Annotated in this window: 18 protein-coding genes; 5 read left to right on the top strand and 13 right to left on the bottom strand. The window is 38.0% G+C overall.

Translation table 11 applies throughout. From position 1 onward, the window contains the following. Positions 1 to 56 precede the first annotated feature (56 nt). The 7 genes from WCS89_03775 to glyA form a co-directional block, all read right to left on the bottom strand. Positions 57 to 1,328 carry a pitrilysin family protein gene (locus WCS89_03775; protein ID MFA6554598.1) on the bottom strand — a complete coding sequence of 424 codons (1,272 nt, stop codon included), beginning with the start codon at positions 1,326 to 1,328 and terminating at the stop codon, positions 57 to 59. A 40-nt stretch (positions 1,329 to 1,368) separates the two neighbouring features. Next, positions 1,369 to 2,736 carry a glycine--tRNA ligase gene (locus tag WCS89_03770; GenBank protein ID MFA6554597.1) on the bottom strand — a complete coding sequence of 456 codons (1,368 nt, stop codon included), beginning with the start codon at positions 2,734 to 2,736 and terminating at the stop codon, positions 1,369 to 1,371. A gap of 35 nt (positions 2,737 to 2,771) precedes the next feature. Then, a complete protein-coding gene (locus tag WCS89_03765) occupies positions 2,772 to 4,718 on the bottom strand; it encodes a hypothetical protein (GenBank protein MFA6554596.1) in 1,947 nt (648 codons plus the stop codon). A gap of 10 nt (positions 4,719 to 4,728) precedes the next feature. Further along, entirely contained in the window at positions 4,729 to 5,349 is a 621-nt protein-coding gene (locus WCS89_03760) for a recombination protein O N-terminal domain-containing protein (GenBank protein ID MFA6554595.1), read from the bottom strand. Between the two features lie 2 nt (positions 5,350 to 5,351). Then, the gene (locus WCS89_03755; protein ID MFA6554594.1) at positions 5,352 to 8,924 is read right to left on the bottom strand and encodes a class I tRNA ligase family protein; all 3,573 of its coding nucleotides are present in this window, start codon (positions 8,922 to 8,924) and stop codon (positions 5,352 to 5,354) included. A 15-nt stretch (positions 8,925 to 8,939) separates the two neighbouring features. Next, a complete protein-coding gene (gene argS / locus WCS89_03750; protein MFA6554593.1) occupies positions 8,940 to 10,637 on the bottom strand; it encodes an arginine--tRNA ligase in 1,698 nt (565 codons plus the stop codon). A gap of 441 nt (positions 10,638 to 11,078) precedes the next feature. Continuing rightward, a complete protein-coding gene (gene glyA, locus WCS89_03745) occupies positions 11,079 to 12,308 on the bottom strand; it encodes a serine hydroxymethyltransferase (protein MFA6554592.1) in 1,230 nt (409 codons plus the stop codon). Between the two features lie 276 nt (positions 12,309 to 12,584). Between glyA and thyA the strand changes: the two genes are divergently transcribed. The 3 genes from thyA to WCS89_03730 all read left to right on the top strand — a co-directional run bounded on the left by thyA (position 12,585) and on the right by WCS89_03730 (position 14,638). After that, positions 12,585 to 13,496, top strand: a complete 912-nt coding sequence (thyA, locus tag WCS89_03740; protein ID MFA6554591.1) for a thymidylate synthase — start codon at positions 12,585 to 12,587, stop codon at positions 13,494 to 13,496. A gap of 1 nt (position 13,497) precedes the next feature. Next, positions 13,498 to 13,971, top strand: a complete 474-nt coding sequence (locus WCS89_03735; protein ID MFA6554590.1) for a hypothetical protein — start codon at positions 13,498 to 13,500, stop codon at positions 13,969 to 13,971. Positions 13,972 to 14,053: 82 nt separating this feature from the next. Then, entirely contained in the window at positions 14,054 to 14,638 is a 585-nt protein-coding gene (locus WCS89_03730; protein MFA6554589.1) for a hypothetical protein, read from the top strand. Positions 14,639 to 14,668: 30 nt separating this feature from the next. Here the strand turns inward: WCS89_03730 and WCS89_03725 are convergent, their stop codons facing one another. After that, positions 14,669 to 15,574 carry a deaminase gene (locus tag WCS89_03725; protein ID MFA6554588.1) on the bottom strand — a complete coding sequence of 302 codons (906 nt, stop codon included), beginning with the start codon at positions 15,572 to 15,574 and terminating at the stop codon, positions 14,669 to 14,671. Continuing rightward, on the bottom strand, positions 15,555 to 16,184 hold the full coding sequence (locus tag WCS89_03720) for an adenylyltransferase/cytidyltransferase family protein (GenBank protein ID MFA6554587.1): 630 nt from the start codon (positions 16,182 to 16,184) through the stop codon (positions 15,555 to 15,557). The genes WCS89_03725 and WCS89_03720 overlap by 20 nt, the downstream gene beginning before the upstream one ends. 103 nt (positions 16,185 to 16,287) lie before the next feature. On the opposite strand from WCS89_03720, the gene WCS89_03715 reads away from it, so the two are divergent. Continuing rightward, positions 16,288 to 16,785 (top strand): dihydrofolate reductase family protein, encoded by a 498-nt coding sequence (locus WCS89_03715; GenBank protein MFA6554586.1) that lies wholly within the window; start codon positions 16,288 to 16,290, stop codon positions 16,783 to 16,785. 125 nt (positions 16,786 to 16,910) lie between these two features. Here the strand turns inward: WCS89_03715 and rplK are convergent, their stop codons facing one another. The 3 genes from rplK to secE all read right to left on the bottom strand — a co-directional run bounded on the left by rplK (position 16,911) and on the right by secE (position 18,223). Continuing rightward, entirely contained in the window at positions 16,911 to 17,333 is a 423-nt protein-coding gene (gene rplK, locus WCS89_03710; GenBank protein MFA6554585.1) for a 50S ribosomal protein L11, read from the bottom strand. 94 nt (positions 17,334 to 17,427) lie between these two features. Further along, positions 17,428 to 17,973 carry a transcription termination/antitermination protein NusG gene (gene nusG / locus WCS89_03705; GenBank protein MFA6554584.1) on the bottom strand — a complete coding sequence of 182 codons (546 nt, stop codon included), beginning with the start codon at positions 17,971 to 17,973 and terminating at the stop codon, positions 17,428 to 17,430. A gap of 73 nt (positions 17,974 to 18,046) precedes the next feature. Beyond that, positions 18,047 to 18,223 carry a preprotein translocase subunit SecE gene (secE, locus tag WCS89_03700; protein MFA6554583.1) on the bottom strand — a complete coding sequence of 59 codons (177 nt, stop codon included), beginning with the start codon at positions 18,221 to 18,223 and terminating at the stop codon, positions 18,047 to 18,049. A 140-nt stretch (positions 18,224 to 18,363) separates the two neighbouring features. Here secE and WCS89_03695 point away from each other — a divergent pair, with 140 nt between their 5' ends. Then, the gene (locus tag WCS89_03695) at positions 18,364 to 18,771 is read left to right on the top strand and encodes a hypothetical protein (GenBank protein MFA6554582.1); all 408 of its coding nucleotides are present in this window, start codon (positions 18,364 to 18,366) and stop codon (positions 18,769 to 18,771) included. A gap of 455 nt (positions 18,772 to 19,226) precedes the next feature. Here the strand turns inward: WCS89_03695 and WCS89_03690 are convergent, their stop codons facing one another. Then, complete coding sequence (locus WCS89_03690; GenBank protein ID MFA6554581.1) at positions 19,227 to 20,009, bottom strand: SIMPL domain-containing protein; 783 nt, start codon at positions 20,007 to 20,009, stop codon at positions 19,227 to 19,229. Between the last annotated feature and the right edge of the window lie 64 nt (positions 20,010 to 20,073).

Raw genomic sequence — 20,073 nt, 5'->3', positions numbered from 1 at the left:
TAGAATGTTTTTACCAAGCAAAACTCTTTCATCAAACAGCTCTTGTTGAGACAACATTAAGCAAACTTAAAATATTTCCTGAATTCTTCACTATCTTTGAATCTGCCGACCAAAGCCATATTCAAACCCTTATTTACAAATATCTCTTTTGCCAACTTTTGTACATCTTTTGCAGTAACAGTATTTACCTTCTTTATAATATCAGCTGGTGAATCAACACTTCCCTTCAAAATCTCTTGATAACCACAATATTCTGCACGAGCATCAGATGTTTCCAATTCCAACATAGTCGTACCAGCAATATAATCTTTCACTTTTTTCATTTCTTCTTCAGAAACAAGCTCATTCTTGAGTCTGTCACATTCAGACAAAATACCTTCTACCGCTTCCTTTACTCTAGAATTATCTACACCAGCAGAAATATTCAAGACTCCGTGATCGGTAAAAGCATCGTGACTCGTTTTTACGTAATAACAAATACCGAGCTGATCCCTCATCTTCGAGAATAACCTAGAACTCATACCGCCTCCCAAAATAGATGAGAGTACGTGCATGACTGGGATCTTTTTATCAGTAATAGAAAAAGTTCGTACACCTAGGACCAAATGAGTTTGATCAGTTTCTTTGAAATCCATTTTAGCTATTGGCTCTTTTTGTTCTTCAACAACTTTCAGTTTTTTTGATTTTTTGCCTTTGGAAATAGAAGAAAAAGCCTTTTCTATTTTTTTCAAAGCTTCTTTTTCTTTGAATGAACCTGACACTATGATAGTTGTTGAATTACTCAAATAATTGTTCGCGCGATACTTTTTGAAATGACTTTGATCAAAAGAGCGGACATTATCTTCGGTTCCAGCAATATTCCAACCTGCTGGAGTATCACCGTACAAAACTTCCATAAAAATATTCTGCACGTGACGTTGTGGTAAATCTTGATACATGCGAATCTCCTCAACGATAACTCCCTTCTCTTTTTTGATTTCCGCCTCATCAAAGATAGGGTTTAGATACATATCAGAAACAACATCTAGGATTTTATCAAAGTGTCGGATATCTGCTTTTGCATAGTAACCAGTGAATTCTTGTGCAGTAAAAGCATTATAATGAGCGCCGATAGAATCCAGCTCACGAGAAATATCTATAGCCTTCGGACGCTTTGGTGTGCCCTTGAAGACCATATGCTCAAGAAAGTGTGATAAACCGTTCACCTCTTTTGTCTCATATTTTGACCCAGCTTCTACCATGACAAGAACAGTGACAGATGGATTATCTGTCATTGGTACCGTTATAATACGCAAACCGTTAGGTAAGACCTTTTTATTGAATTTCATAAGGTCACTTTATCACAACCGTAGAGAATTGAGAATCGGATTATATTTTTCCTTTGAGGAAACTGATGAGGTCAGTTTCTGCCACTCTTTCTTGTTTACCACTGTCCCTATCTCGCACGGTGACACCTTTACCTTCTTCAATAGTTTCAAAATCTACAGTCACACAATATGGGGTACCAATTTCATCCTGACGGCGGTATCTCTTACCGATATTTCCATTATCGTCAAAAGTTATCGCAGGAATTTCTTTTTTGATCATTTTGAATATCTCTTCGGCTTTCTTGATCAATTCTGGTTTATTTCTAAGTAATGGAAAGACTGCAACTTTGTAAGGAGCGACTGATGGAGCCAACTTCAGGTATGTACGGACTTCATCACCCATTTTATCTTCGGTATAAGCATCGGTAAGTACAGCCAAGACGGTTCTATCTAGACCAAAAGATGGTTCTATACAATGTGGAATAAAGCGCTCTTTGGTCTCTTCATCATAATATGACAAATCAACTTTACTAAAACCTGAATGTTGCTTCAAATCATAATCTGTACGATATGCCAAACCATAAAGCTCTTTTTTACCAAAAGGAAAATCAAATTCAAAATCTATAGTTCTCTTTGAATAGAAAGCTCGGTCAGATTCTGGAACTTCTAATTCGTGAATTTTGGATGGAGTAAGACCAACTTCTTTGGTGAAAGCATGAACTTCTGCTGTGAAATCCCTAAAGGTACTTTCCCAATCCTTTGGATTTACGAAATACTCTATTTCCATCTGTTCAAATTCGCGAGCACGAAATAGAAAATCTCGAGGTGCGATCTCATTTCTAAAAGCCTTACCTATTTGACCCAAACCAAAAGGAAGTTTTGGATGCAAAGAATCTAGGATATTTTTGAAATTGACGAACATGCCTTGAGCAGTCTCTGGTCGTAAATAAGAAACAGAAGCTTCATCGTGGGTAGCTCCTACATGTGTCTCAAACATCATGTTAAATTGACGGATATTTTCTTTGGCCAAATTCCACAAATCACCTTTCTCTCCACAACTAGGACATTCGCTTGGTAATTGCCATTTATTTTCAGCTATCTTATCGCCAAACTGATCTGCACGAAACCTTTTTTTACATTTACCACATTCTACCAAAGGATCAGCAAAGCCCCCTACATGTCCACTAGCTTTCCAAACATTTTGATTCATGAGAATAGCTGCGTCCACACCGAACATATCATCGCGATCTTCTACGAATCTTTTCCACCAAATTTTCTTTATATTGTTTTTGAGAGCCACACCCAATGGTCCATAATCCCATGTACCAGCTAGACCGCCGTATATTTCGGAACCTTGAAAAATAAAACCTCTTCGCTTGGCGAGAGAAATGATGGCATCCATAGTGCCGTTTTCGCTATTTTTAATCATAGAGACATTCTATACCAAATGTAACGATTTACCAATTATTTTAATACTATCTCATCCCCCTGCTTATAGGCAGGATCTGTACTAAAGCGTGTTCCCAAAAGATCTTGATTACTTTCCAATTGAGCATTAGTGAAGCTATCTACTGCAGATAATACGGCTTGATTGACCAAAGTTGGTGCAGTGACTGCTTGAGTTATGCTAGGTGTAAAAGAAATTTGAAAGGCTAATTCTTTCTTAACCGATGATCCAGTAGTATTTGCATTCACACTTCCCACATTCCAAGTTACTAAACCTGTATTCTGGTCATACGTTACATCTTCGCTTACTGGACTGATTGTATCCAACCATTTTACATAAGGAGGTAAAGTCGCTTTGACCGAGACATCCTTGACTGGATTCAAAGTATTATCAATATTCCAAATAACTGTATAAGTTGTTGACTGATCTACTTTTGGAGGAATCATTCCACTATTGGCAAAAGGGCCAACCGTACGTACTACCCTTCCTGATAAGACAACATTTGAAGATACAATAATATTTCTATTCATAGATGACGTGACGACCAATGGTACATTTGTCTCTTGTGTACGATTACCAGAAACACTTGTATTGATAGAAATTGAAGGATTAGATACTGTATTACCAGCCACTTTAGGATTCTTTGGGATTATGGAGAAAGTCACACTACCACTTTCACCTGGACCAATAGACGCTAGATCTGGATTGGTTTGTTGACTCCAAGTTATTGTGTCGGTTCTAGAATCAAAATAACCATTGTTAGATACTACCGTTGTCTTATCATAGACCGAACCACCAATCTTAGCTGTTATTTTCATATTAGAAACTATCGTTGGCAAATTGTTGAACCATTTTATTGTTACATTTGAATTTTGCCCGAGTCGTCCTACATGATCTTTAGTTCCTTGATCACCATCAATATCAACATCTAGAGTAATAAACGGTTTTTGAATAATGACATCTTGTTCAAGAGCCATATATTGTGTACCAATCATATTCCTATTTTCCAGACTCTGAGACCCTATACTAAAATGAAAAGCTCTTAGATCATTATCTTCACCAATAAGAGACCCTTTGATAGTAAAAACTCTTTTTCCACCAGGCGGAATATCACCCAAACTCCATGTACTTTTATCTCCAATTGGCACAAGTGAAGATGATACGAAACTATATCCAAAAGGATATATTCCCTTTAATATTATATTCCTGAGAGTCTCTTGTGAATTGGAAGTGACCTCAACCTTCATATCAAATTCCTGTCCAGAAGTAATCTCTTTGAAAGATGAGACTGTAAAGTTTATAGGCGATGAATTTATCAAGACATCATAAGTCTTCGTCTTAGTGAATGTAGAAGTTGAACCCTTTACACCATAAGTCAGATTGACCGTTATTTGTTTCTGTAGATTTTCTTCACCAAAGATAGTAGCTCTGACGCTTTCGTGGACTATTCCACCAGTTGGAATATTGCCTATGAGTTTACGGTAATTCTTGAGAATCTGAGTGGAATTGTTTGGATCGGTCGTGCCTACAGGAAAATCAATTGACATATCTACAAGCTCAAGTTCAATCTTATTTTTATTTATTGCAGTAATATCAAAAGTGACTGGTTCTCCACCAGAAATAGAAACTGGCCCACTTATACTAAGCTCTATATTGTCAGCAGAGATAAGGTTGGACCCGTTCCAAAATAGATAAGCTCCAATACCTACGGCAATAGCACAAAATATTATTGAAAAGACGAATAGTTTTGTAAAGAATGACATAGAATGGTCCTTATAATTTTCATTCAAATTCACAGACTCAGTTACTTTTTTATTGACATCATCCCAACTGGTCTTTATATCTGAAATGTTACTATCAAACCTAAGCTTGCGCCGAGTTTGTACATCGGGGACAGTCCGAGAGTAAAGAGATTTTTTCAACTCATCAATATGACTTTTGTCGTCAGGGGAAGGCACGTTCATTATTATAACACTATAAATGCGACTCTTTAAGGGCTTTATTTATATGTTGGTTGATAACTACCCTCTTACTGGCCAATTCATCCAGCAATTCAATTGAGAATGAGTTTGATTGCAATTTACCTTGTAATACGGAATCTTTTCCGATATAGCCCAATAATTCAAGCATTCTAAAAACAATTACTGATTCAAGGGTTTTTAATTGCTCTTCGGTAATATTTGACACTTTCTCCAAGAATTGAATTCCATTTCTAATGCAATCAAATAATTCTGGATGATTTTCTTCGCCATGGAGGAATCTTCGGAGAAGTAAGGCTATGCGAGCCGTGAGTTGTTTACCCTGCCCCGAGGAATTCGAGGGGCCACTCTCAATCGGACCACCTTTTTCAATAGAACTAATAACTTGCTCCGCTCCACTGGTCAATCTCCAAAATTCTTTACCTCTAACCAGAGAAAATGTACCAAAAGAATAATCCTGCAAATTGTAACGAAGTTTTGATTTTTCCAGACGAATACCTTGTGCCGTAGCCGTGACCATGCCAAAATCACGAGTAAAGATAAAAATTATCTTACCCGCTTCCCCATGGGGTTTTGATCCGACAACGAAACCGGGGGTGGTATATATGTTGTACATGGCTAGACTTTCAACTTGAACTCTTCTCCATATTCAATAGAACCAAGACTCGTAGTTTTCTTGATTGTTTCCAAATTTTTAGAAATTATTCCTCTGAGATTTTCAGTGGCAATGAGTACAGCCGTATCTCCAACCGACAAGCCTTTTTCTTTTCTAAGATCTTGAATCTTTCGTAGAAGTTCGCGTAGTTCACCTTCTTCCTTGAGTTCTGGTGTCAAAACTACATCAAGTTCTACTTCATTTGTAATAGTAGACCCAAAAATAACTTCTTTAACATTCACTTCATCTTTTATAAGATCTACAAACTGCGCGTCCATATCTTTTGAATTGAATTTTATTTTGTCTGTAGATTCTGCGGTCACCATTTTTGCAAAAGCAGAAATTTTGAGACTTGCAAGTGGTTGACGGACATTGATCTTGACCGACATGCGAGCTTCCAAACCTTTTGATGCTATATCTCTGACAACTTTCATTGTCTCCAATACTTTCAAATCAACCTTGTCATCTACTGGCCAATCTTCCAAATGAACACTTTCCATTGAACCACCAACCTTCTGATAAACTTCATCGGCTAGGAATGGCATGAATGGCGCCAACAATTTTGCAATCGTAAGCAAAACCATTTTAGTTGTTTCCAAAGCAAAGACTTTATCTTCATTATCCTCTTTGAATCTATCGCGGGAACGTCTCAAATACCAAGTAGAAAGATCATCTGTAAAATCCAAAAATGGTCTTGTAGCTCTATCTACCTCCCCTTTTTCCAGACCATCACTAACTTCTTTTGTAGTCTCATTCAATCTAGAAATGATCCATTTATCCAAAACGTTTTGAGAGATCCCCTTGGTTATTGGTGTTTGGTTATTGGTTATTGAATTTGCATACATTTCATAAAAAGAAACCACATTCAATAGTCTATTGACCACTTTCTTCGTCACCTCATCCACCCCTTTTTCACTAAAACAAAGATCCTGACCGTGAACTACCGGTGAAGAGAGTAAATAAAATCTGAGAGAATCGGCTCCGTATTTACCTACCACCAGCATTGGATCAGGATAATTCTTCTTTGACTTGGACATTTTTTCACCATCTTCTGCCAAAACTAAGCCGTTAACGATAACTTTTTTGTAAGGAGTCTTTCCGAAAAGTGCCACCCCCAAAACAAGCATGGAATAAAACCATCCTCTTGTCTGATCCAAACCTTCCGCTATAAAATCAGCTGGATAACCTTTTGATTTGTGGAGCAAACCAGATTTTGGCTCAAACTCTTCATTCTCAAATGGATAATGAGATTCTCCGTAAGGCATTGAACCAGATTCAAACCAACAATCAAAAACATCCTGAACTCTCGTTAGTTTATTACCATCCTCTGTCTTGAGTTCAATATTATCTATATAAGGTCTATGCAAATCCAATTCATATTCGGCATTATGAGGAAGTGGTGAAAAATCCAATTTTCTAACTTCGGCATTATTCAGATACACACTATCTTTTGGTTTGAGTGCCAAAGAACCTTGAATATCCAAACCATGCGCCGCCGATTCCAACATCCAAAGAGGGCCATCATGACTAACTACAAGAATAGTTTTATCTTCATATTTTTTATCAGTCTCTTCCAAGAATGAGCCGACACGTTTTTTCTGATCATTACGATTCTCAACTCCATTTTTATTTTTTGTAAAATATTCCTCTCGACTCTCAAAAAGATTTCCTAATTTATTTTCATCAACACCCTCAAATTCACCCATTCCCATCTCACAAAGGCGATCGTCAAAAACGATTTTATCTTTATCAAAGCCAACGTTCTCAGCAAATAATTCTGCCGTCTCGCGAGCTCGGAGGATTGGCGAGCAAAATATATGATCAATCTTAATACTCCAATCGGTTGCCGTCTTTTTAGCCTGTTCTCTACCAAGCTCAGTCAGATGAAACTTTTTTGATTTATCCGAATTCAAAACTTTCAAGATATTATTCTCCGACTGACCATGTCGCATCATATAATACGTATTCTTTGATTTACTAAACTTCTTTAGATCATCAACTGAACCCAATACATGATACTTTACTTTCATTGCATCATCCGATTCTTCTTTCCAAACCGGTATCGGTGCACCCCAAAATCTAGACCTTGATATAGCCCAATCGCGAGCACCTTCTAGCCAATTACCAAATCTAGCACTTCCCACTTCTGGTGGAACCCAAGTGACCTTATTGTTTTCAGAAACAAGTTTATCTTTCAAATCCGTAACTTTTACAAACCAAGAAGATGTAGCGTAATTGAGCAATGGTGTCTGACATCTCCAACAATGAGGATATGAGTGGATGAGCTTTTCTTTTTCAAACAAAAATCCGTTGTGAGCCAACCATTTTATGATTTCTATATCAGCCTTTTGATGAGCGTTCTTATCTTCATCAGTATCTATTGGCTTCACCTTCGTTCCAGCAAATTCCGTGATTTCTTTTTTGAATTTTCCATCCATAGAGACATGCTGAACAAATGGTAAATTGTTTTCCAAAGACAAAGCGTAGTCATCTGCACCAAAAGCTGGAGCGATGTGAACGATACCCGTACCATCTTCTATCGTTACAAATTCAGCACCATAAACTTTCCAACCATTTTCCCTATTCTTGAGATCTTTATCTTTTGAATAATAATCAAAAAGCGGTTGATATGATTGACCGACTAGTTCCGAACCTTTCATTGATTCTACAATTTCATATTTGACATCTTTCAAAACCGCCAATCTTTCTTTGGCTAAAATATAAAAACCTTTCTTTTGTTCATCTCCTTCAGAAATAGAAATCTTCATATATTCAATCTTTGGATTTATTGCCAAAGCAGTATTACCCGGCAAAGTCCAAGGTGTTGTCGTCCAAGCCAAGAAATAGACAGGATCTGAACTTCCGGAGGTGAAGCCTCCGGAAGCGAGGCTTCCGGAAACTAATTTGAATTTAACAAAAACAGAAATGTCTGTGATATCTTTGTAACCCTGAGCAACCTCAAAATTGGACAATGTCGTCTCACAATGAGGACAAAGGTTCATAGATTTGAAACCTTCATAAATCAAACCTTTATTATGTAACTCTTTGAAGATCCACCAAACCGACTCAGTATAAGTTGCATCCATAGTGCGATAATCATTCACCATATCTACCCACCTCCCCAATCTAGGGACAATGGTCCTCCATTCATCGGCATAACGCATGACACTTTCTCTAGCGGCTTCATTGAATTTGCCGATACCATAATCAACAATATCTTTTTTACTCTTGAGACCAAGCTCTTTTTCTATGAGATTTTCTACTGGCAAACCATGACAATCCCAACCCCAACGTCGGCGTACATGGTAACCCTGCATCGTTTTCCATCTTGGAATGACGTCCTTGATAGTACCGGCGAGAATATGACCATAATGAGGAGTTCCTGTAGCAAAAGGCGGACCATCGTAAAAAGTAAACTCCCCTTTTGGAGATTCCTTGTTCAAAGACTTTTCAAATGTTCCTTTTTCTTTCCAGAAATTCAGGATCCGTTCTTCTCTTTCAGTGTGAGTTGATTTATTTATTTTTTGATTTTCCATGATATTTTTACACTATTACATCTTCTTTGGCACTTTGATCCCCAAAATCCACAAACCATTTGTCATAGTAATAAGAAATGCTTTAGTTAATGAGATGTAGTAAGGAGAAAGTTTATTATTTTTATCTACAATAATTTGTGAAGCGTAGAAACTATTGAATGCTCCGGAAAGAGTGATGAGATAATTGGCGATAATTTGTGGAGCATAACCATCCTTAGCTCGCATGACGATGTCTGGGAATCTGGTAATGAGTTTTTCAATGAGATTGACCGATTCTGGCAAAATAATATCTTTTGTAATCCCCTCCTTCTCTGCTTTTTCTATAATGGAATTTGCTCTCACAGCTGAATATTGGAGATATGGGCCAGAATCACCTTCAAAAGAAATAGAAGCTGATGAATCAAAAATAATATCACTACCAACAGATGAACGTAGGATCGTATATTTGATAGCACCAACAGCGATCATTTCTGACAATTCTTCGGCTTCTCCAGCAGAAAATTCTCGGTCTTTTATCTTTTCTTTCACCAAATCCTTTATATCCTGAAGCAAAGCTTCTGCGGTTATGACATTACCTGTACGTGAAGACATTTTTCCAGAAAGGAAACGCATCATGCCATGACCAATATGCTTGGTCTTTGAACCATTCTTCTCATCAATCAAAGATATGACTTTGGTAAGAACTCTAAAATAATCGTTTTGTTCACTAGCTGTAACTATTATTGATTGGTCAGTTGTAGGATATTTTTTAAATTTAGTTATATTCAAACCAAGATCTTTGGCTTCATAAGTAGGTATTCCATGAGCGTTGACGAAAACTCTGGTGTGCAAACCATATTCTTCTCCTTTGAAAACAACAGCCCCTTCACTCTTTTCAAAAACTTTTCCCAAATTGGAACTGACCGTCGCAAGTCCAATACTAGCCATTTCACTTTCGTAAATATAATCATCAAATTTTGTACCCAATGTTTTGTACAATAATTCAAAGTGATCCAAACTCCACTTCCTTCCCTTTTCATATAATTCATTAACCTTCGGATCTGTCTTGTCATACAAAACTTTATTCAAAGCATCTATTTCTGTTTTTGCATTTGCATCATCATCGTAAGCTTTTGTGCCAAAGACATACATCTTACCCAAAAAATCTGTCCTCTCTTGTATTGGAGCTGACTCTTTTGGCATTTCATCTATATGTTTTTGTACAGCCCAAACTGACTTGGCTATATGCAAACCAATATCTGATGGATAACAAATCCTAGTAACAGAAGTTCCAGAATATTCTACGAGTCTAGAAAGTGACTCACCTATAGAATTACTCATCAAATGGCCGATATGAAATACTTTGAAAGTGTTTGGATCGGTATATTCAACCAAAACTTTCTTACCATTCTCTTTATCAAATTTTCCATAATTTTTTCCAACATTCAAAACTTCTTCGGCTATGAACTGATCTTTAATAAAGAAATTAATGAATCCTGGACCAGCGATACTGATATCACGGATAAATTCTGGCATATTCTTCTTACATTCAAGAACTATTTTGTCGGCCAAAACTTTGGGTGACATGCCCAATTTCTTTGCATTAGCCATAGCTGTATTGGTCGAAAAATCCCCATGCTCTGGATTTTCCGGATAATCGAGATTTGGTACAGCAATATCAGCACCAAACACTGATACAACCCCTTTCAGATATTCGCTCAATTTCTCTTTCATGGGATGTATTCTAGCAAAATATTCAGTATTTTGCCCGAATTATCCAAAATATCTAATACCTGTCAATTGACACAACTACTGGTATTAAGATACTAATGAAATTATCGTTGACACACACGGACGACTCACATAAGATGACAATGGATTAGATCCTTGATTTTGGAGACGAATACTTCGTGCCGTTAGGCATACCTCGTCTATAGTACGCTGTGGCATGCATGATAACCTGTCGCATCATACTGACGTTGCTCCAAGGTATGGTAAATGAGTTCTCAAAATTCAAATACCTGTCTCCCCCTCTTGCTCACCTCGTCCTCTTTAATGTGGGCAAGGGGGTCATTTACAAAAACGCAACATTCATGAATGTTGCGTTTTTCTTTTATATATTTATATATTTAATTGTCTCTGATTCTTTAACACCCGATCTATCCAAAATTCTCATTAATTTTTCCTCAAAATCGCATCAATCTTTTTGGCAATAACCTTGAAATCTTTTTCTTTTCTTCCACGAGTAGTCTCTGCTGCTGTTCCTAACCTAATACCAGATGGATCTGCTGGTGGACGAGTGTCAAAAGGAATGGCATTTTTATTTACTATAATCCCAGCTTTTTCTAATTTCAAACTAGCCTCTTGTCCAGAGACGCCACCAGCACCCTTTTCATTTTTGTTACCCATATTCCAAGTATCCAACAATATAAGATGAGTCTCCGTACCACCAGAGATGAGACGCCAACCGAGGTTAGATAATTCTACCGCCAAAACACTAGCATTCTTTACTACTTGTTTTGCATATTTTTTGAAAGCTGGAGTATTGGCTTCTTTGAGAGCCACTGCAACTCCGGCAATTTGATTTTCATGGGGACCACCTTGGAGACCTGGGAAAACTGCTTTGTCTATCTTTTTATCAAGTTCACGAGCATCAATCTTTACGAAGATGAGAGCCGCTCTTGGACCACGCAAAGTCTTGTGAGTAGTAGTTGTGACGATGTCCGCATATTCAAAAGGTGAAGGATAGGCTCCACCAGCGACAAGGCCCGCAATATGTGACATATCCACCATCATCAAAGCTCCTGCTGTATCGGCGATCTCGCGCATTTTTTTCCAATCAATCGTACGAGGATAGGCAGTAAAACCAGAGACGATGATAGCTGGCTTTTCTTTCATGGCAGTTTCTTTCAATTGATCGTAATTCAAAACTTCAGTCGCAGAATCTAGACCATAAGGTATTTGTTGCCAAAACTTTCCCGTTGCCGAGACTTTGTGTCCATGAGTCAAATGTCCACCTTGAGCAAGTGACATACCCATGATCTTTCCACCTTGAGGCACCAAACCTGTGTACACCGCCAAGTTTGCTGGTGAACCAGAAAGTGGCTGAACGTTGACATGCCAATTTGCCAAAGGCGAATTGCCCCGAGCGTCAGTCGAGGGGCCACTAAGACCAAAAAGTTTCAGAGCCCTCTCTATACAAACATTTTCAATCTTATCTACTATCTCATTACCACCATAATAGCGTTTACCTGGATACCCTTCTGCATATTTATTTGTTAATTCGGAACCGAGAGCCTCTAACACATCTTTGGAAACATAGTTTTCTGAAGCGATCAGATTGATAACTTTCTTCTGTCGTTTCTTTTCAGCTTCTATGAGCTTTTTTATTTGTGTGTCTTTCATGCCCCAATCGTATCATATTGTCCGTGTAAAAAAAGGGGTCCGTCGCAAAATGCACAATGCGACGGACCCACCCACACCCTAACCTACTCGCTTCAGTACCAACCACTCAGGAACGTCAACATGAACACATATGGACGGCAAGTACTGCGAAGAAAAGCAGAAATCAAAAGTACTACTTATATAACCTTACACCTATAGGTGTTTTCTGTCAACTAGTTATTCGCAAGCAGTAAAGTGTTATAATCGCTGTATTATAAACAAAAATATCCCACTTACATGAAGCCATTTGCAGAAAGAACACCTGATACACAATACCGGGACATCCTCAAACAGATTTTGGAAAAAGGTGTACGAACAAAGACTCAACAAGAAGTAGACGCTATCACTCTCATGGGACCTGGTTCTATGCATTTCAAATTGGAAAATGGTTTTCCAATGATTACTGAGAGAAATATGAATCCCAAGACTTCAGAGATGCTAAAGGTAACAATTTGGCAACAAGCTGTAGCCGAAATTTTAGCTTTCATAAATGGTGCTAGAACTTTGAAAATGTTAGAAGAATTTGGTTGTTCATGGTGGGCTCCTTGGGGTACAGAAGCTAAATGTAAAAAACGTGGACTAGAGACCGGCGATCTTGGCCCAGGATCTTATGGAGCAGCCTTCCACGACTTCCCCACATCCGAAGGTTCCACATACAATCAATTCAAAAACATTATAGAACAAATAAAAGAATTTCCTCATTTACGAACCCATTTCATCACACCTTGGATACCTCAATACACTATTCGTGGTGCAGGAAAACAACAAAAAGTCGTCGTTGCACCATGCCACGGCTGGATTCACTTGAGAATTTTGGATAATAAACTAACTCTGCATATGATCCAACGTTCTGGCGATGTGCCAGTAGGAGTACCAGCAAACATGATCCAATACGCTGCCCTACTCATGGCTATTGCACGGGCAACCGGTACTGAGCCTTATGAATACATCCACACTATTTCTGATGCTCATATTTACGTAGATCAAATACCAGCCGTAGAAGAAATGCTTCGTCGTGAGCCAAAATCTTTCCCTACAATGATCATAAATTCTGACAAAAAAGATTTGTTTGATTTTAGAAAAGAAGATTTCACTCTTTCAGATTACGCTCCACACCCAGGCATCAAAGGTATACCTGTGGCAATATAATATGAAAAAATTTATTATCTTGGATAATGTAAGACGAAAAGATCAGACTGAGGTTATGAATGAAATAGCTGATCAAAATCATTGTCCTTTTTGTACAGAAAATCTACTGAAATATCACAAAAATCCTATTTTAAAAGAAGGTAAATATTGGATTCTCACTGACAACCAATGGCCTTACGAAAAGATCAAACATCAGTTACTAGCTATATACAAGACTCACATAGAACATATCTCTGAGATGGATCCAGTGGCTGGCACTGAACTTATAGAAATGTTCCAAACTGAAGCAGTAAAAAGGAACATACCCGGCGGAGGTATCGCTATTCGTTTTGGTAGCAATCCAGAACATGGTTCATATGGCAATAGTGTCCTACATCTTCACGCTCACCTTATAGAACCAGATTTAGAAGCACTAGCCCCAGAGGAATCTTGGAAATTCAAATTTGGTCAACCGAAAAATTATAAGAAGGGTTAGTTTATTACTAAATTGACAACCACTTAAACCTATTATAAGGTTGTTTTGGACGTTACAACAATCAGAAGAAAGAGAGATAGTTATGGAAATACAAAATCCGTTGTTATCAATACCAGGAATTGATCGGATGGACATAGGCTCACTACTCTTTGTAGGAAGCTACAAATACTATTGCCTCATGGTCAAAAACTTACAGGAAGGGATTTGTCCATTCTGTCAGATTGATCACAAAATCAATGAAATCCTTTATGAAAACGATTCGTGGAGGGCGTGGGTTAATCCTGTCCTAGGAAAAAAGAATACCGCACTTCATTTAGTTATTCCTTGTAAGAGGCACATTACTCATGTAAGACAATTGAGGCGTGATGAAGGTGCTGATTTAGTGGATGTGTTTAATTGGGCAGACATAGAATTCGAACTACCTGGTGGCGGTGTCACAATGCGATTTGGAGATCCACTATTCAACGCTGGCACCATTCGTCATCTTCATTGCAACATCCAAGTACCAGACGGTAATGGAAAATTGGAAGTGACCTTAGCAAAAGATAAAGATAAGATTCTTTGGCACTGGAAAGTCGTTGCGATTTACGAAAAAATGCGTTTGGGAACGCCTTTTGAATCACTTTCTCCAGAAGAACAAGAACTGGTCAAAGATCGTCTCGGTTAATAATTAGCAAACAGAACAACAAACGGTCACTTAATTGTGGCCGTTTTCTTTTGTCTCCACAAAAATAATTTCAACCCCCCTACTTTTGAGTATTCTATCCGCATCCAAGACTCCATAACCATCAGCGTAATAAAGTTTTTTGATTCCAGAATAAGCGATCATCTTCGCGCAAGGAGGACAAGGAAAAGTTGTTGCGTACATCTCTGCACCTTCCAGAGAGACTCCTTCTCTGGCGGCTTCAGCGATCAGACCCGCCTCAGCGTGAAGAACTGTAGATAATTCAACATTTACACCTTTATGAAAATCACTCCTAGGATCACCTTCAACATAAGGCATAAATTCTGAAGGTACAGAATGATTATGATTCATAAATAATATTTTTCCATCCTTAACAATCGCCGCACCTATCTGTCTCCAAAAATCCGAGCTCTTTTCAGCTTCTTTTCGTAGAAGCTTAATCATTTGCTTATCGGAATCCTTAACTGAAATCTTCTGATCTATCTCAACGGGGTGACCTTGGCTTGATTTATGCTTATCCCATCGCAAAAATATCGTATCAAAAACAACTTTTGAATCAGGTAAAAATTTACCTTTCAAATCTCTCATAACTTCATCATCTGGCATTATTATTTCTCTATTTCCTTTAGAAATTTTATCCCAATCACAAGATTCAATAATTTCAATCTTTTTGAACCTATGCCACGATTCCAAAGAAGTCTTTACAACCTCTACGGGCAAAGCTCTTATATCTTTCACCAAAGGTACAAACTCTTTTGTTATTTCATTACCGAGAATATACAAAGTTTTGGCTTCCAAATGATTTTCAAAAAATCTTCTATAGCCTTCATGTAAAACTGGTACGTACGCAACAATTACTACTTCTTTTTTTGAAGTAGTAATCTTTTTAACCTTTAGATTATTTCTTTTTACCGGCATTTTTTGGATATCCGAGAGCAGAACTGATCATATCTGCCAATTTTGGTACTATAGCCTTTTCAAACTTCTTGGCGAGCTTGAGTTGAAGAAGTCTAATCTTGGCACTAGTAGAAGTTGTAGCCATTGGCGCCAACGTAACGACTTTTCCACAATATGAACTCATCTCTTTTACTTCTTCTTTTGAATATTTCTCCAAAGTTTCTTTTGTAATAATCAAAACGTCTGGCTCAACCGTCTTGATGAGATGCCACCTAGGAACATTAAGCTCCTTCAAAGTGACAATATCTACAGAACGAAGATGCGTAACCATTTCCAAACGCTCAGTTTGAGGCACAATAGGGCGATCTGGACCTTTTCTAGCTTTTACCTTCTTATCACTATCTACACCAACAACCAACAAGTCTCCATGCTTCCTAGCTTCTTCAAAATATCTAGCGTGACCGATATGAGCCATATCATAAGTTCCTTGAGTAAGGACTATCTTGAGGCCTACACCCTTACAATGATCTACGAGTCTCTTTAGATGATTGTAATCCGGCACAAAGCGATCCTTGAAATTAGAACCTAGCGCGAATATTCCTCCTCTGGTAACAAATCCTTTTTTAGTCATTCTAGAAGTATAATCTACGAGGACAAGAATGCAATCATGACAAGTTCAAAAATTCATATCTAAATGATAAGTATTAAAATCTATGTAATGTTATAATCTTTTTATGAAAACCTTCATCATTTCCGCCTTGACCGCCGACGGCTTCATAGCCAAAAATCAGACGCATGCCGCAATGTGGACCAGCAAAGAAGACAAAAAGCGCTTTGTTGAGATAACCAAGCGCGCTGGTGTAATGGTCATGGGCCTCAATACTTGGCAGACACTAGGCAAACCACTCAAAGATCGTCTGAATGTCGTCTACTCCCCTACAGAAATACCAACCATGCCTGGGATGGAGATCACGGCACTTCCACCAACAGAACTTCTAAAGAGTCTAGAAGCTCGTGGCTTCAAAGAAGTTGCCATCTGTGGTGGTACAACGATTTATAATATGTTTATGAAAGCTGGTCTCGTAAGTAAACTCTATCTAACCATTGAACCAGTACTTTTTGGCGAAGGTATGAAATTATTCAAAGAAGATCTGGATTTCAAACTAAAACTTTTGAATTGCGAAAAAACTGAAGGAGGAACGTTGCTGTTGGAGTATGAAATAGTAAATTAGAATTTTGAGTGCAAAGTTAAAAGTGCAAAATGCAAAGTTTTAGTGAAAAATTGTTAAGTTTCCTTAACTATTCACTAATAACTACAATTTTGCACTTTGCACTTTTAACTTCTAACTAAGTGAACTTACTTCACATCCACACCCATTGATCTAGCTGTACCGGCAATAATCTTTGAAGCTGCTTCAACTGTATTTGCATTCAAATCTTGCATTTTCTTTTCTGCAATTTCTTTGATCTGAGCCTTTGTAATAGTACCGACTTTACTCAAGTTTGGCTTTCCAGAACCTTTGTCTTTCTTGATAGCTTTCAAAATGAGACTAGAAGCTGGAGGAGTCTTCAAAACGAAAGAATATGAACGATCATCGTAAACTGTGATGAGAACTGGAATCATATCACCAATCTTGTCTTTGGTAGCATCGTTGAACTTCTTGGTAAAATCACCAATGTTGACGCCGGCCTGACCCAAAGTTGGACCCAAAGGAGGGGCTGGGGTTGCTTTCCCTGCTGGAGCTATCACTTTAACTTTTTTGATTATTTTTTTGGCCATAAATTCAGTTTTGCTATCCTACTACATGTTATCTGTTAAATCAAACTCTTTTAAATCACCTCTTGATTATTGGTGTTTGGTTATTGGTTACTCTCTACACTTTCTTTACTTGCAAAAAGTCCAATTCAACCGGTGTTTCTCGTCCGAACATTGAAACCAAAACCTTAACTTTACCTCTTTCTGTATCAACTTCTGCAACCTTACCTTCAAAATCTTTGAACGGACCATCAGAAATCTTGACCAAATCTCCATTTGTAAGATCAATGGAATGTTGAGTTGTACTCTTCTCCATTCTTGAAAACAAAGTCTCAACCTCTTTTGGATCCAAAGGAACCGGAGAAACTCCTGCACCAACGAAGCCTGTAACACGTGGAGTATTTCTGACCACATACCAAGAGTCATCAGTTACTATCATGTCCACGAGAACATATCCTGGATATATCTTCTCTTCCTCTTCAACACGCTTACCAGCTTTGACTTTGATCTTCTTTTCGGTTGGAACAATGACAGCAAAAATCTTATCTTCCATTCCTAGAGATTCTATACGCTGTTTCAAGTTACGTGCAACCGCGTTCTCATAGCCCGCATACGTATGTATTGCGTACCAACTTCTTTCACCTGTTGTGTGTTGTTTGGTCATGATTAATTAAGATTAAAGTATCTTTTTAAGCGTCCCTAAAGACATGTGGATATCTTGTGGATTTCGCAAAGACTTAGAATAATAGCGTAAGTAATCTTTCAAAAACGAAATCTGATACGCCGAGAACAATTGAGACAGCTAGAGAAACGGCAATAACCAAGACTGTAAACCTTATGGTTTCTGCTCGTGTTGGCCAGTTGACGTGATTCATTTCGGCCCTTGTATCCTTGATATATTCAGTAATTTTCATAATTTGTATTAAAAAACCCCTGTTGGGGACTACCTGTGTATAGTATATCTTGGGGGTGGTAAAGTCAAGGAGAATAGATTGACTTTTCATCAATAAGAGGTAATCTCTGAATTAGATAGTAAACACAACTAAATAACATTATGCCAACACTTATTCAACTAATCATCGTTGCGAGATTCGATGACACTAAAAAAGTACTCACCAGAATAGGAAGAACCCCGTTTCCACTTCCAGTCGAATGTGCTCCAACCCATGAACAAGATATGGATATGTGGGTTGAAGATGTACACGACGCAGTCAACATGGAATTGGGCCGGCGCGTTGGTTTTAAGATTATGTCGGAATGTAAAAATACCCCTTTACTACGACACTACACAAGAAAACGAACGGAAGTATTTGCCTTCAAAGCAAACTTCCATTCAGAAGATATCGGGATTGACCCAGAAAAAACTTCTGTATTTACTTGGAGTACCGCTAAAGATATCCGTGAGATGAATTTTGGAGAAGAATCAGATCGAGTAACCTTACTCCTTGCCTTGTCTCAATAACTAGAAACCTATAATCAAAATCAGTGCCACCAAAGAGTGGCACTTTTTTATATATCTAAATTTCTCATAAATATAGAGTCAAGGATTCTTGTTCATATATTTTCTTCGTCACCACATCCCCCCTCCCGGGGGAGGGGTACCTAACGACTTTCCTAACCTGATACCCCGGGGGTATCAATATTTATATTTGGCATACGACCTCGCCCCGCCGACTTCTTCAAAAATCCCCCTCCCTCGCAGGCTTCTTCAAAAAAATTCCTAACTACAATTACGCAATTTCCATACGTCACCGCACTTGCCCAAAAATTTCCCTTCCTCACCAAGAGAAACAGCGAATGATCAAATCCGCTGTTTTTTATCTTATGAGAATTTTTTACTTATCAGATCTTTCTATTTTAATACCGAACTTTTCCACCATTTCCCCAGTCCAGCAATAACTCCACCAAATCTTAATACTACTTAATCTCGTAAGTAATAGAAACACTATTCGTAACCTTCTGCTCACCTACTGGTATCTCAGGCGAAGCTGAAGAAACCTTTGCAGACATCATGTCTCCACCCATTCCATAAATAGGACGTGGGTAATTACTATTATTTTCAGAGAAACTGGTAATACGGACTAGAGAAACACCGAGTTGCTTTGCTAACTCCTTGGCCTTTGATTGAGCATTGGCGATAGCTTCTGCTCTTGCTTTAGCTTTTACAACATCAGGTTCATCAACTGAGAATGAGAGGTTGCCAATATTTTGAACACCCAAAGTCCCGATAGAAGTGAACAACGTTCCAGCTTTCTTCAAATCACGGACTTTGACCACGATGCTCTGACTGACTTCATAACCAGTCAAAATAGATTTTGAAGGAGGACAACTATAGGTTGAACAGACACTACCCTGATATTCATAATGAGGATTTATAGAATAAGATTGAGTCTGAATATCTTTATCAGCGACACCACCATCACGGATTGCTTTCAAAGCAGAATTCATCTTTGCCGTTGCTTGATCTTGAGCATCAGCTACAGTCTTGGCAGTCTCGGTTACACTAAATGAGAATGTGGCAATATCGGGAACAGCGATAGCGTCACCAGTACCTTCAACAGTAATAGTATTGGTAACAATTGGGTTTGGACTAACGTAAAAGATAGATTTGATTTCTTTAACAGAAACAACTATCAAAAAGATAGTTAACAAACCAAAGACCCCCATTAACGACTTCCATAATTTTTCAGGAATATTCATATTATTTGTATTTAGTGATTAATCAACTTATATTATCGCCTTGTTAGGTTTTGAGCAAGAATAA

The sequence above is a fragment of the Candidatus Paceibacterota bacterium genome (assembly GCA_041666915.1).
Taxonomy (GTDB): domain Bacteria; phylum Patescibacteriota; class Minisyncoccia; order Phycocordibacterales; family PALSA-1337; genus C7867-002.
This window is presented reverse-complemented; position numbering and strand designations above follow the sequence as displayed.

Coding starts and splice junctions, on each gene's coding strand:
- WCS89_03775 (MFA6554598.1), bottom strand. CDS start 1,328: ATGAAATTCAATAAAAAGGTCTTACCTAACGGTTTGCGTATTATAACG.
- WCS89_03770 (MFA6554597.1), bottom strand. CDS start 2,736: ATGATTAAAAATAGCGAAAACGGCACTATGGATGCCATCATTTCTCTC.
- WCS89_03765 (MFA6554596.1), bottom strand. CDS start 4,718: ATGAACGTGCCTTCCCCTGACGACAAAAGTCATATTGATGAGTTGAAA.
- WCS89_03760 (MFA6554595.1), bottom strand. CDS start 5,349: ATGTACAACATATATACCACCCCCGGTTTCGTTGTCGGATCAAAACCC.
- WCS89_03755 (MFA6554594.1), bottom strand. CDS start 8,924: ATGGAAAATCAAAAAATAAATAAATCAACTCACACTGAAAGAGAAGAA.
- argS (MFA6554593.1), bottom strand. CDS start 10,637: ATGAAAGAGAAATTGAGCGAATATCTGAAAGGGGTTGTATCAGTGTTT.
- glyA (MFA6554592.1), bottom strand. CDS start 12,308: ATGAAAGACACACAAATAAAAAAGCTCATAGAAGCTGAAAAGAAACGA.
- thyA (MFA6554591.1), top strand. CDS start 12,585: ATGAAGCCATTTGCAGAAAGAACACCTGATACACAATACCGGGACATC.
- WCS89_03735 (MFA6554590.1), top strand. CDS start 13,498: ATGAAAAAATTTATTATCTTGGATAATGTAAGACGAAAAGATCAGACT.
- WCS89_03730 (MFA6554589.1), top strand. CDS start 14,054: ATGGAAATACAAAATCCGTTGTTATCAATACCAGGAATTGATCGGATG.
- WCS89_03725 (MFA6554588.1), bottom strand. CDS start 15,574: ATGCCGGTAAAAAGAAATAATCTAAAGGTTAAAAAGATTACTACTTCA.
- WCS89_03720 (MFA6554587.1), bottom strand. CDS start 16,184: ATGACTAAAAAAGGATTTGTTACCAGAGGAGGAATATTCGCGCTAGGT.
- WCS89_03715 (MFA6554586.1), top strand. CDS start 16,288: ATGAAAACCTTCATCATTTCCGCCTTGACCGCCGACGGCTTCATAGCC.
- rplK (MFA6554585.1), bottom strand. CDS start 17,333: ATGGCCAAAAAAATAATCAAAAAAGTTAAAGTGATAGCTCCAGCAGGG.
- nusG (MFA6554584.1), bottom strand. CDS start 17,973: ATGACCAAACAACACACAACAGGTGAAAGAAGTTGGTACGCAATACAT.
- secE (MFA6554583.1), bottom strand. CDS start 18,223: ATGAAAATTACTGAATATATCAAGGATACAAGGGCCGAAATGAATCAC.
- WCS89_03695 (MFA6554582.1), top strand. CDS start 18,364: ATGCCAACACTTATTCAACTAATCATCGTTGCGAGATTCGATGACACT.
- WCS89_03690 (MFA6554581.1), bottom strand. CDS start 20,009: ATGAATATTCCTGAAAAATTATGGAAGTCGTTAATGGGGGTCTTTGGT.